Raw genomic sequence first — 16,201 nt, forward strand, 5'->3', positions numbered from 1 at the left:
GAACCCGCGAACCGTCTCGAGCAACGCTCGGGCCGCATCGGTCAGGTAACGCGGGTCACGACAGATCAGGAACGTTCGCCGCGGCATCTGGAGCCCGAGAACGGGGATCTCGGCCAGCGCTCCTTGGCGGAGCTCTTCGGCGGCCGTGAGTCGGGGAACGATCGCCAACCCCAGCCCCTGTCGGACGAACGTCTTGACGCTTTCGAAGCCCCAGAGCTCCGCGGCGATCGCAAGTCGATTCCCGTTCTCCTCGAAGGTCTTCTCGAGCTCCTGAAGTGTGGGCTCGCACCCGTGGTGGAGAACGAAGCGCTCTCTTCCCAGGTCTTTGATGCCAATGTCGCTTCGCCCCGCGAGAGGATGTTCGGGAGACGCGATCAAGGTCATGACGTCCTCGTAGATCGGGAAGGACTCCATGCCGTGGAAGGACGGCTCGCTGAGAACGAACCCGATGTCGATCTCCCGGTCCATGACCTGCTGGGCAATCTCGTCGCGGTGCCGCCGGTAGATGCCCAGCTTGACACCGGGGTAACGCTCGAAGAAACACTGGAGCGGGCCAGGAAGCAGATAGAGTGCTGCCGACTCCGGTGCGGCAATGGACACCGATCCAGAGCCAAGGTTCTTGAGCTCACCAAGAGCGTGGTAGGTGTCCGCCCGAAGCCGGAGCATTCGCTTCGCATAGCTCGCGAGCAGCTTGCCCGCTTCGGTCAAGGCGACCTCGTGGCCGTCGCGAGCGAAGAGAGGCGCGCCCACCTCTTCCTCGAGCTTCTTGATGCTCTGACTTATGGCCGGCTGGGTCCTGAAGACTTTCTCGGCCGCGCGGCGAAACGAGCCGGACTCCACCACCGCCATGAAGTGCTCCAGCTGAAGGAGATCCACGTCCCGAGCTCCCCGAAGATTCTATCGAAGGATCTGTAGAGCGTTCAACGACGGTTGAAGGGCCGTCGCGAACGTGTATGATGTGTGCTCAATGAAGCAGGAGGTGGACGGATGAACTCGAGGAGAATTTCGAAGGCGCTGGCATTGATCTCGCTCGCGGCGCTGCTCGCGAGCCCGGCATGGTCCCAGGAGGAAGAGAGCCTGGTGAGCGCACCACCGCGCGGCGATCAGGGAGAAGGACCTTTCGACCGCCTGATTCTCAGAGGTGCCACGCTCATCGATGGAACCGGCGCGATGCCCCGGGGTCCCGTCGACATCGTGATCGAAGGCAACAAGATCGTGGACATCGAGAACGTCGGTGTTCCCAACGTGCCCATCGACGAGAGCAAGCGACCCAAGGACGCCACGCGCGAGATCGACGCCGAGGGATCGTGGGTTCTTCCCGGATTCGTGAACCTCCACGTCCACGTGGGCGGCGTTCCCAAAGCCCCCGAGGCCGAGTACACCTACAAGCTGTGGATGGCCCACGGCATCACCACGGTGCGCGGCGTCCCCGCCGGCCCGATGAACTGGACCCTCGAGGAGCGGGCACGAAGCGCGAGCAACGAGATCGTAGCGCCGAGGATCTTCGCCTATCACCGTCCCGGACAAGGGGAGGACTGGCAGGGCGGTCGCCTCGACACGCCGGAAAAAGCGCGCGAGTGGGTGCGCTTCGCGGCGGAGAAAGGGATCGACGGTCTCAAGCTCGGCTCTCATCAGCCGGAGATCATGGCCGCGCTCCTCGATGAAGCCAAGAAGCACGGTCTGGGCTCGACGGCACACCTGTCCCAACAGGGCGTCGCCCAGATGAACGCCCTTGACGCCGTGCGGCTGGGCCTCGGTACCGTGACTCACTTCTATGGGATCTTCGAGGCCTTGTACGACGATCGCGACGTCCAGCCGTGGCCGGTCGACGCCAATTACAACAACGAGCAAGACCGCTTCGCCCAGGTGGCCATGCAATGGAACATGATTCATCCCCAGGGCAGCGAGGAGTGGAACGCGCTAATCGACGAGTTCCTCGAGCACAACACCGTTCTCGACCCCACCATGACGGCCTATCTCGCGGGCCGCGACGTCATGCGCGAACGCCGGGCCGACTGGCATGACAAGTACACGCTTCCCTCGCTGTGGGAGTACTACCAACCGAGCCGCACGAACCACGGTTCGTATTGGTATTACTGGACGACCTGGGAAGAGGTCGCGTGGAAGAACTTCTTCCGGATCTGGATGGCGTTCCTCGACGACTACAAGGATCGCGGGGGGCGCGTCACTGTGAGCACCGACGCCGCCTTCATCTATAACCTCTGGGGCTTCGGCACGATCGAGGAGATGGAGCTTCTGCAGGAAGCGGGATTTCATCCACTGGAGGTCTTTCGCGGCGCGACGATGCACGGAGCGGAAGCTCTGTTCGAGCCCAAAGGCCAGCCCATCGAGTTCGGCGTGGTGCGGCCGGGCCTTCTCGCCGATCTCGTCGTAGTCGACGAGAATCCCATCGCCAACCTCAAGGTATTGTACGGAACGGGAGCAGAGAGACTGAACGACCAGACGGGAAAAGTGGAGCGGGTCGGCGGGGTCAAATATACCATCAAGGACGGGATCGTCTACGACGCCAAGGAGCTTCTCGCCGATGTGGCCCGAATGGTCGAGAGGGCCAAGGCGCAACAACGTCCGACCGACAACGCCAACAACTGATTCGGCGACGCGGGCAGAATCGGTAAACCTTTCCTTCGATGACGGCGTCTGAAGGATCATCGAGAGGTTTGCCGCAATGATGACGACGTTTCTCCGTGATCTCCGCTTCGCCCTTCGTTCGCTCGGCAAGGCTCCGGCCCTGACGGCGGTGGCCGTTGTCTCGCTCGGCCTCGGAATTGGGGCCAACACCGCCGTATTCACGCTCTTCGACCAGGTGCTGCTCCGGAGCCTGCCAGTGCAGGATCCCGGTGCCCTCGTCATGGTCGCGACCCGCGGTACCCACATCGGCAGCAACCGGGGCTCCAACTCGGTGTCCTATCCAATGTACAAGGACTATCGCGAGCGCAACGAGGTCTTCGACGGCGTGCTCTGTCGTCGAGGCGAAGTCGTAAACGTCGCCTTCAAAGAGTCCACCGAGCGTGCCGAGGCGGAGATGGCGTCCGGCAATTACTTCGAGGTGCTCGGGATTCGGCCGGCCTGGGGACGACTGTTTACCATGGACGACGAGACCGCTCCGGGCGCGAACCCGGTCGTGGTCTTGAGCTACGACTACTGGAGCACCCGGTTCGGTGCCGACCGCTCCGTCGTGGGGCAGCCGATTCGCGTGAACGGCACCCCGATGACGATCGTGGGGGTCGTGGCACCCCGATTCCACGGGCTGTCGCTCGGCAGGCGCCCCCAGCTGTACGTTCCCGTCACGATGAAGAAACAGGTGACGCCGTCCTGGGACGACCTTGATGACCGCCGGAGCCGTTGGGTACAGGTGTTTGCTCGCCTTCGCCCTGGAGTCACCCTCGAGCGCGCCGAGTCCTCGATTGGAACTCTCTACAAGCAGATCATTGCCGTCGAGGTGGAGGACTCCTATTTCGCCGACGTATCCGAGTACGGGAGAGAACGTTTCCTCGAGTCGCACGCCATCGTCATTCCCGGCAGTCAGGGTTATTCGAATATGAGGCAGACGCTCGAGATGCCTTTGCGCCTCCTCATGATTCTCGTCGGTTTGGTGCTGCTCATCAGCTGCGCGAACGTCTCGAATCTCATGGTCGCCAAGGCGACGAGCCGGACGAAGGAGATCGCGATGCGCCTCGCGCTCGGAGCCGGCCGCCGGCGAATCCTGAAGCAACTGCTGGTCGAAAGCCTTGTCCTGGCAATCGCCGGAGGCGCGCTCGGTCTGCTCGTCGCCACGATCGCGGGCCATGGCCTCATCGCGCTCGCCCCGACCGAACAGGCTCGAACGTCGCTTTCCGCGGTTCCCGACGCCCGGGTTCTCACCTTCACGCTCGTGGTCTCCATGGTCGCCGCTCTCGGCTTCGGCCTGCTTCCCGCCCTTCAGGCGACACGCACCGATCTCGTCTCAACCATCAAGCATCAAAGTGGGGCCGCGACCGGCGTCGGCGGAACACGTTTGCGCAAAGCACTCGTCGTCTTTCAGGTCTTCGTCGCCCTTCTGCTTCTCCTTGGCTCCGCCCTCTTCGTTCAGAGCCTCGTGAACCTTCACGACGTCGATCCGGGCTTCCGGGCCACCAACCTCGTACGCTTCAAGCTCGATCCCATGATGAGCGGCTACGATGTGGCGCGAACGAAACGGTTCTTCGCCGACCTGAGGGATTCTCTCGAGGCGCTTCCCGGGGTGGAATCGGCAGGGCTCGCCGTCGTCGCGATCATGGAAGGCGACGAGTGGGACTCGACCGTCAATGTGGAGGGTTACGAGGCAGCGGACGGGGAGAACATGAATCCCCATTTCAACGCGATATCACCGGGCTATTTCGAAACGCTGGGGCTTGCCATCGAGGCGGGGCGCGATTTCGATGCGCGCGACGCCGACGGGAGCAAGAAGGTGGTCGCGGTGAACCGCACGTTCGCCGAGAAGTACTTCGAGGACGGTAACGCTCTCGGTTACCACATCGGCTTCGGAGGCGGAATCGGCGACGTGCCCGACATGGAGATCGTGGCGATCGTGCAGGACGCCAAATACGAAGATCTTCGCGACGAGATCCCGCGCCAGGTCTTCGTCGCTTACGCCCAGAATGACTGGGCAACGGAAATGACGACCTACGTTCGCACCTCGCTGCCATCGAAGGCGATCTTCGACGCCATCCGCCAGGCGGTGCGGCGACTCGATGCCACGATGCCGATCTTCGACATGAACAGCATGGAGGACCAGCTCGATCAGTCCCTTTCGGTGGAGCGGCTGGTCGCTTTCTTGTCGACCGCGTTTGGCGTGCTCGCCACCGTGCTCGCGTTCGTCGGGCTCTATGGTGTCACCGCGTTCGGGGTCGCACGCCGCGCCCCCGAGATCGGGCTCAGAATGGCGCTCGGCGCCGAAGCCAACGCCGTGGTGAGGATGGTGCTGAGAGAGGTCTTCTCGCTCGTTGCCGTCGGTGTCGCCCTAGCGCTTCCCGTCGCCTGGTGGCTCTCCGAGCTGGTTCGCAGTCAGCTCTATGGGGTCGCGCCGCGTGACCCCTGGACGATGGCGCTGGCGACGATCGCGTTGGTGGCGGTGGCGTTTCTCGCAGGCTCGGTGCCCGCGATGCGAGCGAGCCGTCTGAGCCCCGTATCGGTGCTCCGCTACGACTGAGAGTTGATTATTCGTCCAGCACGCCTCGGTACAGATCGTCCACGACGAGCTCGCAGTCGATGGACTCGAGGGTGAGGCGCTCTCCCGATCGAGCCGTGCGGCGACGCCACGAACCATCCTCGCGGCGCCAAACCTCGACCTGTTCTTCCTTCTGCGACAACAGAACGTATTCCTCGAACGACGGGATTTGTTTGTAGTGCTCGAATTTCTCGCCGCGATCGTAGCGCTCGGTCCCGTCGCTCAAGACCTCGACGAGCACTTTCGGATTCATGACCGTCTCGCGCCCTTCTCTGTCTCGCTCGAGAGGTCCGCACACGACGGTGACGTCAGGATACGTCGCGAGACCCGTCGCTGCGACGCGAATTCGCAGGTCCGAGCTGAACACCCGGCACGGCCCGTCTTGCAGCTGTGCCCGTAGCGCCGACGAGACCGCCACCGAAAGCTCGGCATGTGCGGGAGAGCCTCCTGCCATGGCGTAAATCTCGCCATCCAGGTACTCGTGCTTGACGTTGCTGGCCGCTTCGTGAGCGAGGTACTCGGAATACGTGTACTCGTGAAGAGTCGCCGAACGTGTCATCCATCTGATCATAGCCCAAAATGTGGGTAAGGCGTTTCGGGAGTTACAGCTCGAGTAGCGCCCATTCCTTCGTCAGGTTGGGAACGCTGCCCTGCACCCAGCCGCTCTCGGTTCCAACGACCACGTTGTCCGAGGGGTTGTAGCCGTAACCCCCTTCGGGGTTGAAGAGCCCCGGCTCCATGGAGAACGTCATGTTCTCCTCGAGGACGGTTGTATCGCCGAGAGCGATGTAAGGCTCCTGGTGTCCCTCCATGCCCTCTCCGTGCGCGACTCGCTGGTAGAGGTACTTCTGCATGCCGTTCGCGAGCTGGAATTCATGAACGGCCTTTGCGATGTCCTGACACGGTGTGCCCGCCTTCGACAGGGCGATCTGCATGCGGGAACCTTCCGCCATGACCTCCCAGACTTTTTCCCACTCGGCATTCCAGGGGGCGATCTGATAGGGGCAGTAGAGCTCTCCCCCACAGCCGCCAATCTTGACGACGCCCGAAACCTGCAACGAATCTCCCTTCTTGACCTTCTGGTGATGGAACTGGTTGGGGTGCGGGTACGCAGTCGCGACACCGGTCCGACAACCGATTCCGATGTCGATCCCCACGGCGGTATGGGGACGTCCATCCCGCTCGACGTCTCGCATGATGAGGTCGGTTCCGTACTCCATCGCCGCCATCCGGATCCGGAAGTCGGTCAAATCCGTGCCGTGCTCGAGAATGTAGTCGCGAGTCCAGGCGTGAATCTGGCTGAAGTAGTCGTAAGCTCGCTGGGAGAGCGAAAGCTCTTCCGGCGTCTTGACGCGCCGCATCTTGATACAGACATCGCTCGCATCGACGAAGGTTGCTTTGGGAAGAATCTCGGTCATGCGCTCCATCGTCGCGACCGTCGGAGGCTCGGAGAGGCCGATCTTCTTTTCCCCGAAACCTCGCCTCGCGAGTCCGTCGAGACGCCATTTCAGCAGATCGACCGGCTCGGTGGTCACGACCTTGCCCTGGTCGGGATAGCCGCCCTCGGCGTGAGGGAAGTCGTAATAGTAGTCGCCGTCCGTGTGCCACCAGCTTCGCACCAGCTCGAGATCGAGGCCCGGATAGAACCAGTGCACCGCGAGCTCGCCGGTGGGAATGAAGCATGCGAACGGTCGTTCGGTGGTGGTATGAAAGAGTCCGGTGTAATAGATGATGTTCCAGCGGTCGGTTATCAAGATGCCATCGAGGCCGAGCTCCCCCAGCCTTTCCTGCAAGCGCTTCACCGTCGCCTGGTGCCACTCGAGCGGCAAGCGATCGAAGGTCGCCGGACGTGGGTGCTCGGGCCGGCCCGCGAGCATGTCGGAGGAAGCGGCCGGGGCCGCCTGCGCCCCACTCGAGCCCGGTTCGGGACTCGACTGACAGGACGCGTTGAGCGCGGCGCCCGCGGCGACGGCTCCCGAAGCCTTCAGGAAATCTCTCCGTGTCGTCATGACTCCTCCTCGTGCGATCGAAATCGTGGAGAGCAGGCGCCGAGTGTAACACGCTGAGAAGCGATAGCCATTCCTGTAGGATAAGATGCGCCATTTGGCACACTCATTACGATGCGTTTCTTGGAATCGACGGTCGACTTACTACGGTCGACTTACTTATGGTCGACTTATCCCTATCCCACTTCCACTTTTCCATGTCGAAAAGGAACAGAAGCTTGCGACCGCTCACGTTCGGTTTCATTGCCGTCTCGACCTTGTCGCTAGAGGCCTCGGCCCAGGAGCTTGAGCCGGGTGCCTATTCCGTCTCGCCCGCGGGGGTCAACATCGTCGTCGTCACCAACAACTTCAGCGGTGGTGACGTCGCGTTCGATCCCACGCTCCCCATCGAAGAGGCCAGATCGCGCATCAACACAACGGTCTTCGCTTACGTCCGATCCCTGAACTTACTCGGCCGGTCCGGAAACGTGGGCATCGTCGCGCCTTATTCGATCGGCCACCTGGAGGGTCTCTATCTCGGCCAGTTCACCGAAGTGGACCGCTCCGGGTTTCGCGATCCGATCGTACGTTTCGCAGTCAACCTCGTAGGCGCACCCGCGATGAGCTTGAAGGAGTTCGCGACCTATCGGCAAAAGACCAACATAGGCGTCAGCTTGGTGGCGGTGATGCCCCTCGGCGAGTACGACACGTCCAAGCTCATCAACCTCGGATCCAATCGCTGGTCGTTCAAGCCCGAAGTGGGCCTATCTCAGGCGGTTGGGCGCTGGACCTTCGAGCTCTACGCGGGTGTGTGGCTCTTCACCGACAACAAGAGCTTCTTCGGAGCAAAGCTTCGGGAGCAGGATCCCATCGGCTCTGCGCAAATTCACGTTCTGCGCACCTTCAAACCGCGCCTGTGGGCCGCGTTCGACGCCAATTTCTATGCGGGTGGACGAACCACCGTCGATGGTCGCCTCAACCTGGACCTGCAACGAAATTCGAGAGTTGGTGGGACTCTCTCCCTGCCACTGAATCCGAGGCAGTCCCTGAAATTCTCTTACAGCCGGGGCGCCTATACGACGATCGGTGCGGACTTCCACGCCCTCGTCGCTGCTTATCAATACTTATGGGGGGCCGGTCTGTAGTAGCTCAGCCGCCGATGCCGTCGGCGGTGAAGAAGGCTTCGAGTGAGCCCAGTTCGTCCGAGAGCCTTTCGATCGTCTGCTTCATGAGCGGCTTCGTGGTGGCGAGCCCGACCACTTTGGAATCCGAGTCGACGATCGGTATGTGGTTGAAAGGTCTTGCCGCCATCACTTTCAAGGCGTCGGGCAGCTCCGTGTCCTCGGACATCACCTCCACCGGCGCCGTCATGACCGACGATATCTCCGTAGAATCGAGGGGAAGGCGTTTGAGGACGACGCGCTCGATGGCGTCGCGCCGAGTGAAAATGCCGGAGGCTTTCCCGTCCTCGATGATGACGACCGCACCGACCTGCTCTGCAGTCATGACTTCGAGCGCCTCCCTGACAGACGCGTCGGGCGGGACGGAGACTGCGGGTTTGCGGCACAGGCGAAGCACGCGCATCGATCACCCCCAATCGAGCGGACGCTGCTCGCTCCGCTCGACAGCTCGCCGTCGAAGCCACTGGTGGTCGCCATGGATGGATCGACTAGCTCGCCACCGGAGCATGATACGCGCGAAGCCTCCTCGTGGCAACGCTCCCGGGGCTGCCATGGGGTAGATTCCCAGCTACGAACACGGAGGTAAAGACGATGGAAGCGATCGTTTCGAGAATGGTGAAGGATTTCGAGGACGGCAAGGTGACTCGACGCCAGCTCATCAAGAGCTTGTCGATCGCAGCGGCCATGGTACACCGGCCGCGATCGGCGGCCGGTCAGGCGCGAAGCGGATTCGAGACGGTTGCCCTGGATCACATCTCTTATCAAGTGGCAGATTACCGTAGGACCAGGGACTTCTATGCCGAGCTCATGGGAATGACGGTCTCGAGAGACGACGGCACGAGTCAGTGCGATCTCGAGTTTGGCGATTCCGTGCTCATCGCCAGAAACCGTCGCCAGCGAGCGGGTCAGCCGCCGGGAGACTCCCAGCCGACCGTCGATCACATCGCCTACAAGATCGCGAATTGGAACACCAATGCCGTGAAGGCGGAGCTCGAGCGCCGCGGGTTGAGCCCTCGTCTGGACACCGGAGGGGACATTCCCAACTACGTCAGCTTCCATGTGTCGGACCCGGACGGATTCGATCTCCAGATCAGCGGGATCGCCGAACCGGGAGACTCGCAGTACGAGAAACCCGGTCCCTGACGTTCGCTTCCGCTGACGGCTCAGCGCCCGGTGTACAGATCGATCATCCTCTCGATCGCCGCGGCGCAGACATCGCAGAACGCGTCGTGGCGCGTGAACATCACACAGTTCATCGCGGGGCGGTAGAAGCCGTTCGCCTCGTAATTCGCCCCCTCGAAGGCGCCGACGACATCGCGGTAGCGGTGCATGGAGAAGAGCTCGTCGGTAAAGTCCTGGGCCTGTCGAAACAGGCGGTTCATATCGGACTCGGGACGATGGTCGGCCCTCACCCTCGCCCGCTCGTTCTGATGTTCACGCATATAGCTCTCGTATTCCGCCTTGGGCCAGGGAGTCGGCACTGGCGTGCCAGGGAGAACGAGAGACTGCCACTTGAGAGACTCGGGATCGAGGAGCGCGGTAACGTTCGGCTCCCAAGGCTCGACTGTCGGAGCCGTCGGTTCATAGGCGACGGGAGACGTGTAGTATTCGTCCGCCAGACCAGCGAAGTGATGAGCGAACTCGTGGATGACGAGATACTCGGCCCAATCGCTGCCCGCGGCCGCCGTGCTGTACTGGCCGAAGATCCCGCCCCCACCATATGTCTCGTTGTTGACCAGGATCTCGACGACGTCATAAGGCGCCCACGACGCGATGGTCCTCAACGCCAGATTGTCGAACGTCAGCACGTACCGCTCGCTTCGGAAGGCGTCGTAGGTCGTGCCGACGGGCGTCCAACGCTCCAGGCCGCTCGAGGGACGGGAGACGCCCGAACGAGGCGATGGAACGGACATCGCCCAAAGGTTGAACGCGTCGCGCCGTTCCTCGAACGGTGAGACGGCGAACAAGGCCTCGGCGAGACGTTTGGCGTCGGCCAGGAACTTTTGCTGCTCGTCCGCGGTGTACCCGTCGCCAAGTATGAGAAGGTCGACCTTGTGCGACGGATCGCCGTTGTCTCGAATCGCGACCACCTCGGCCGGAGCCGGGGCGAATGACCGAACGACCAGCATGTCCGTCGGGTCGACTCCGACCGTCCAGATCCGCTCGAAGGCGTTCGAGGCGTTGCGCTTGCTGACGTGAATGGTAACCGGTCCGTCGGGTTCCGGAAACCGGAGAGACTCGGAGAAAGTCCGGTTGGCCTCGCGGGCCTCGGCGGTGGTTTCCCATTCCCCGTAGATGGAGCTGAAGCCACGCGAGTACAGGACCTCGTTGGATTTGGGGTCCACGACCTCGAAGAAGTATTTGCCGCGGTTCGTTGTGTCGAGCGGCCGGTCGGGGTTACCAGGCCACTCGAGCGGCTCGACGACCACGCGATGCAGACTGAACAGCTCGGTACCGATATTGCCGGTGTGATAGGTGTCGACTCGCATCGTTCTCGGGGTTTCGGCCGCCGATGAGAAGTCCGCCGCCCCGAGCCAAACGAGCTGTACACAGACGAGAATGAGGTTCGATTGGAGTCTTCCATTCCTTATCATCATCATCGCCAACATACGTCAGTGCCTTCCTAATGTCTGTCGTGCCTCGAAGAGAGCCAAGCCTCGGCGCGAGCGTAGCTTTCCTTGTGCCTCGGTGTCCAGAACCGACTTACCGGTCGGTGGCTTTGCGCTAGAATTAGGGGTTGTGGCCCAGGCCACTCGATAGGAGTCTTTTCACGATGTGCAAACCTGCCGTACGCGCGCTCGTCATCGCTGGTGTCCTCCTCGGGTACGCTGCCGCTCTGAAAGCTTCCGCGCGTTCCATGACGGTGGAGAGTCTCGAAGAAGGTCGCGAGCCCATGATCGACGGTCTGGTGGTCGAGGACGTATGGCTCGAGGTCGAGCCGTACACGGGTTTCACTCAGCAAAACCCGATCGAGGGCGCTCCGGCAACCGAGAAGACCGACGTGCGGGTCCTCCTCGGACGCACCACGCTGTACATCGGAATCATCGCTTTCGACTCCGAGCCCGACAAGATACTGGTCACCGAGAGCCGCAGGGACGGAGACCTGAACGAGACCGACTCGCTTCAGATCGTTCTCGACACATTCAACGACAACCAGAACGCGTTTCTGTTCGGAACCAATCCCGCGGGCCTCGAGTACGATGGCCAAGTGGCGGCGGAGGGTCAAACGGGAGGGTTTTCGATGGGGGCGGGTGGAGGTGGCTCCCAGCGCGGCGGCGTCAGCGGGTTCAACGCCAACTGGGACGGCGACTGGTCGGTGCGCTCGGCCATTACCGATCGGGGCTGGGAGACCGAGATGGCCATCCCCCTGAAAACGCTCCGCTACGATCCGGGAGAGAACAGGGTCTGGGGATTCAACGTGACCCGCAACATTCGGAGGAAAAACGAGCAGGTCTACCTGAGTCCCATTCCCCGAGGCTACAACGTGCATCGCGTCTCTCTCGCCGCGAAGCTCGAAGGATTGGATTTGCCGGGGCGACGCGACGTGAAGGTCACCCCTTATGGTGCGGGCCGAACCGACGAAGACAACCTGGCGCTGACCGACCAGCGGAAGAACCAGTTCGATTTGGGCGTCGACGTGAAATGGGGGGTGACGCCGAACTTGACCGCCGACTTCACCGTCAATACCGATTTCGCTCAAGTGGAGTCGGACGAGCAGCAGGTGAACTTGACGCGATTCCCCTTGTTCTTTCCCGAGAAGCGTCCGTTCTTTCTGGAGAACGCGCAGACCTTCCAGTTCGGTGCTCCCCAGGAGGTCGACCTTTTCTTCTCGCGTCGGATCGGGCTTTCTTCATCGGGACTTCCCATCCCCATCCTCGCAGGCGCCCGGATGAGTGGGAAGGTGGGCGGCTACAACATCGGCATCCTGGATATGCAGACCGACGAAGACTTCAACGACCGGACGGGCGCCTTGCTGGCGCCGGCAGAGAACTTCGCGGTCGTTCGCGTGCAGCGCGAGGTGGGGCGCTCCAACTTCGGCGGGATCTTCGTCAACCGACAGGCGACCAGCAGTCCCGAAGGCCGTTATCTGGAGTACAACCGAGCTTATGGTGTGGATGCGAATCTTCAGGTCACCGAGAACGCCAAGTTGTACAGCTTCGTCGCCGGCTCGACCACCCCCGGGGAGGGCTCCGATTACACGTACCGCAGCCTTCTCAACTACGCAACAACGTGGTGGAACGGTCATGTCGGCTACACCGAAGTGGGTGAACACTTCAACGCCGCCACCGGTTTCGTGCCTCGCCGGGGTTTTCGGAAGCCGCAGGTTCGCTACTTCCTCGATTACCAGCCGAAGAAATATCCCTGGATTCGCAGATTTTCACCCCATGTCACCTGGAACGCGTACTGGGGCTTCGACGGTCTGGTCCAGACCTCGCGGGGACACTATCATTTCTTCGAGATCCAACCTCAGTCGGGAGGAAGGTTCGGGGCCCGCCTCGACCGCGATCAGGATCGCCCGACGGAAGACTTCGTCATCTACAACGGCGCCGACGGCACACGAGTCGTCGTTCCACCGGGCTTCTACACCTGGAACCAGTGGTCTTTCGAGTACTACGGCAACCCCAGCGCCACGCTCTATCCTGGAGCCGTATACACGTTCGGCGACTTCTACGATGGAAAGCTCAAACGGTTCGATCTCACCGCGAACCTGAAGCTCGGGGCCAAGCTCCAGGGCAGTGTGGGATGGCGGAGGGACGACGTCGACCTTCCCGGCGGAGACTTCGTTTCCGACCTCGTGCCCGTCAAAGTCAACTACTCCTTTACTCCACTTACCAGTCTTTCGGCACTGATCCAGTACAACAGTCAGACGGCGGATATTTCGTCCAACATCCGTTTCGCCCTTCTCAGCCGCAGTGGAACCGGCCTGTTCATCGTCTACAACGACCAGAGGAATACCGCCGACTTCAGCCGCATCGACGAAGATACCGGCGCCATCTACCCAACCGTCATCGGCAGGTCGTTCATCGTGAAGTACACCTACCTCTTCGACTTCTAGTCCACATAAGCGAGGTGTGACATGCGTGCTGTCCTGATCGCTGTCGTTTTCCTGGCGACGTCGTGGACGTCATCCGCCGCGGGCCTCCCCACCCCGGCGGAGTTCGCGGGCTTTCCCATCGGCTCCGACGGGAGTCTCGTGAAGTGGGACCGGATCGTCGAGTATTTCCGGCTCGCCGACGAGTCGAGCGATCGCATCCTGAGCCAGGAGATCGGGAAGACGACCCTCGGCAAGCCTTTCCTCCTCGTGACGGTGAGCTCCCCTTCGAACCTCTCCCGGCTCGGCGAGATCCGAGCGGTGCAGCGCCGACTCGCTTACCCCGGCGAGCTCGGTGAGGACGAGGCTTCCCGGCTCGCCTGGTCAACTCCCGCGGTGCTCCTCGTCACGCTCAACATCCATTCGACCGAAATCGGCTCCTCGCAGATGGCGCTCGAGCTGATCCACCGCCTGGCGACCGAAGAATCTCCCTGGATGAGGAACATGCTCGATAACGTCGTTTTCCTCCTCGTGCCGTCCATGAACCCCGACGGTCAGGTGATGGTCACCGAGTGGTATGACAAGGTGAAGGGAACGGAGCACGAGGGCGCCTCGATGCCGTGGCTCTACCACCATTACGCGGGACACGACAACAACCGCGACGCGTTCATGCTCACGCAGAAAGAAAGCCGCCTGCTGACGAAGGTCCTCTACCAGGATTGGTTTCCCCAGGTGTTTCTCGATGAGCATCAGATGGGTTTCTCCAATGCTCGAATCTTCGTCCCGCCCTGGACCAACCCCATCAACCCGAACGTCGATCCGCTGATCTGGGGCGAGAATGGCCTTCTGGGTTTTTCCATTTTTTCCGCCCTTCACGAGGCGGGCAAAGAAGGCGTCATCTACGACACGAACTACACGAGCTGGTGGCAGGGTGGTTTCGTGATGGAGGCCTGGTGGCACAACATCGTCGGACTCTTGACCGAGGTCGCGAGCGTGCGCATCGCGTCACCCGTCGAGCAGGAACAAGCCAAGCTCGGCGTTCCTCCCGAGGGGAAAGAGCCGAGCCGGCGGGAGATGCAGCGGATGCTGGCCGAGAACCCGGAGGCAAAGATTCCAGCTCCACGCGACGTCATGCCCCGCAACAACTATCCTCGACCGTGGCTCGGCGGCCGATGGACCCTAAGGGACATCGTCGATTACGAGCTCGTCGCCACCTATGCGTTACTCGAAGCCGTTGCCAACAACCGCGTGATGCTGATCGAGAACCAGGTCAAGATGGGACGTCGGGCGATCGAAGCAGGAAAAAACGAGAAGCCCTATGCGTTCGTGTTTCCCCCCGACCCGCATGATCCCGCCAAGCTGGCCAGGATGCTGGAACTTCTCCACTACGCGGGTGTCGAAGTCCATCGAGCGGAGGAAGGCTTCGAGGCCAACGGCCGTCGCTATCCGGCAGGCACCCACCTCGTCTTGATGGCACAGCCTTTCCGGGCCTATGCCAAGGACATCCTCGAAATTCAGACGCATCCGGATCCGTCGAAGTACCCCGCGGGGACGATGCGTGAGCAGCCATACGACGTTACGGGATGGACGCTGCCTCTCCAGATGGGCGTCGAGGCCGTTCGCGTGGAGGAACCTTTCGACGCGACGGTGACGCAGCTCGACGCCGTGCCGATGCCGCGAGGCGAGGTGCGCTCCGCCGGAGCCTCGGGTGAATACGGCTTTCTGATCCGACCCGAGCCGAACAACACGGCGGTGCTGACGAACCGACTCCTCGCCGAGGGAGCGAGGGTCTCGTGGCTCACCGCCGCTCGCGATGGTTCTCCCCCGGGAAGCCTCCACGTCGAAAACGCGCGCTACGACCGCGTCACCGCCCTCGCGGAGGAGCTCGGGCTCTTCGGTTACGAGCTCGAAGCGCCCCTGGACAGCAAAACGATCCCGCTTGCCGCGCCACGCGTCGGCCTCTATCAACCCTGGACCGCTTCGATGGACGAGGGGTGGACGCGTTTCGTTCTGGAGGAACATGAGTTCTCGTACGAGACGCTCCACAACGCCGAGATCCGGGCAGGCAATCTGCGCGAGCGGCTCGACGTCATCATCTTCCCCGGCGACCAGGACCGAGAGCGGATTGTCGAGGGCAACGACTTCAAGACGACTCCGCCCGAGTACAAGGGCGGAATTGGAGAAGAGGGCCTCGGTCACCTCGAGGAGTTCGTGCGCGAAGGAGGTACGCTCGTCCTCATGGATTCTTCGACGTCGCTCGCGCTCGAGTCCTGGCCGATCCCTTTGCGGAACGTCGTCAAGGATTTGAGTGGCGAGGAATTCTCCTGCCCCGGCTCCTTGCTCCGAATCGAGGTGGATCCGAGTCATCCGATCGCGTTCGGCATGGCGCGAAACGCCACCGCTGTATTCGGAGATAGCGCCGCGTTCGACCTCGCTCCGGGTTTTTCCTATACGGACGTGACCGTCATCGCCCGCTATCCCAACACCAACCCCCTTCAGAGTGGCTGGATTCGCGGGGAAGCTCACCTCGCCAACCGGATCGCCGCCGCCGAAGTGGGCTACGAGCGAGGCCGCATCGTGCTGATCGGCTTCCGGCCCCAGTTCCGCGCCCAACCGCACAATACCTTCAAGCTGCTCTTCAATGCGATCCACTACGCCGGCGCTGACGGCGCGTCGCGGCCAACCAGCGACTCGACCATGAATCCATGAAGCCCCGGTCGCGCAAGAGGACCCTCGGATGCATCGGAGGCGCGGTCTTGCTGTCGGTGGCGGCAATCGCCGGCTGGACCGCATTCAC

General features: G+C 62.0%; 11 protein-coding genes. 6 read left to right on the plus strand and 5 right to left on the minus strand.

Going from position 1 to position 16,201, the window contains the following annotated elements; all coding sequences use genetic code 11:
• Positions 1-876: LysR family transcriptional regulator (locus VEK15_26290; protein HXV64238.1), on the minus strand; the 876-nt coding region annotated here is incomplete at its 3' end.
• Between the two features lie 111 nt (positions 877-987).
• On the opposite strand from VEK15_26290, the gene VEK15_26295 reads away from it, so the two are divergent.
• Positions 988-2,610, plus strand: coding sequence for an amidohydrolase family protein (locus VEK15_26295; protein HXV64239.1), 1,623 nt, complete (start codon positions 988-990; stop codon positions 2,608-2,610).
• Positions 2,611-2,686: 76 nt separating this feature from the next.
• Positions 2,687-5,188 carry an ABC transporter permease gene (locus tag VEK15_26300; GenBank protein ID HXV64240.1) on the plus strand — a complete coding sequence of 834 codons (2,502 nt, stop codon included), beginning with the start codon at positions 2,687-2,689 and terminating at the stop codon, positions 5,186-5,188.
• A gap of 7 nt (positions 5,189-5,195) precedes the next feature.
• Here the strand turns inward: VEK15_26300 and VEK15_26305 are convergent, their stop codons facing one another.
• Together VEK15_26305 and VEK15_26310 are read right to left on the minus strand one after the other, a co-directional pair.
• On the minus strand, positions 5,196-5,765 hold the full coding sequence (locus tag VEK15_26305; protein HXV64241.1) for a Uma2 family endonuclease: 570 nt from the start codon (positions 5,763-5,765) through the stop codon (positions 5,196-5,198).
• A 43-nt stretch (positions 5,766-5,808) separates the two neighbouring features.
• A complete protein-coding gene (locus tag VEK15_26310; protein ID HXV64242.1) occupies positions 5,809-7,215 on the minus strand; it encodes a M24 family metallopeptidase in 1,407 nt (468 codons plus the stop codon).
• A 215-nt stretch (positions 7,216-7,430) separates the two neighbouring features.
• Here VEK15_26310 and VEK15_26315 point away from each other — a divergent pair, with 215 nt between their 5' ends.
• Positions 7,431-8,336, plus strand: a complete 906-nt coding sequence (locus tag VEK15_26315; protein ID HXV64243.1) for a transporter — start codon at positions 7,431-7,433, stop codon at positions 8,334-8,336.
• A gap of 4 nt (positions 8,337-8,340) precedes the next feature.
• Here VEK15_26315 and VEK15_26320 read toward each other — a convergent pair whose 3' ends face one another.
• Entirely contained in the window at positions 8,341-8,775 is a 435-nt protein-coding gene (locus VEK15_26320) for a CBS domain-containing protein (GenBank protein ID HXV64244.1), read from the minus strand.
• Between the two features lie 188 nt (positions 8,776-8,963).
• On the opposite strand from VEK15_26320, the gene VEK15_26325 reads away from it, so the two are divergent.
• The gene (locus VEK15_26325; GenBank protein ID HXV64245.1) at positions 8,964-9,515 is read left to right on the plus strand and encodes a VOC family protein; all 552 of its coding nucleotides are present in this window, start codon (positions 8,964-8,966) and stop codon (positions 9,513-9,515) included.
• Between the two features lie 20 nt (positions 9,516-9,535).
• Here VEK15_26325 and VEK15_26330 read toward each other — a convergent pair whose 3' ends face one another.
• On the minus strand, positions 9,536-10,972 hold the full coding sequence (locus tag VEK15_26330; protein HXV64246.1) for a M64 family metallopeptidase: 1,437 nt from the start codon (positions 10,970-10,972) through the stop codon (positions 9,536-9,538).
• A gap of 173 nt (positions 10,973-11,145) precedes the next feature.
• On the opposite strand from VEK15_26330, the gene VEK15_26335 reads away from it, so the two are divergent.
• The gene (locus VEK15_26335) at positions 11,146-13,428 is read left to right on the plus strand and encodes a DUF5916 domain-containing protein (GenBank protein HXV64247.1); all 2,283 of its coding nucleotides are present in this window, start codon (positions 11,146-11,148) and stop codon (positions 13,426-13,428) included.
• Between the two features lie 21 nt (positions 13,429-13,449).
• The gene (locus VEK15_26340) at positions 13,450-16,113 is read left to right on the plus strand and encodes a M14 metallopeptidase family protein (protein HXV64248.1); all 2,664 of its coding nucleotides are present in this window, start codon (positions 13,450-13,452) and stop codon (positions 16,111-16,113) included.
• Positions 16,114-16,201 lie beyond the last annotated feature (88 nt).

The sequence above is a fragment of the Vicinamibacteria bacterium genome (genome assembly GCA_035620555.1).
Taxonomy (GTDB): domain Bacteria; phylum Acidobacteriota; class Vicinamibacteria; order Marinacidobacterales; family SMYC01; genus DASPGQ01.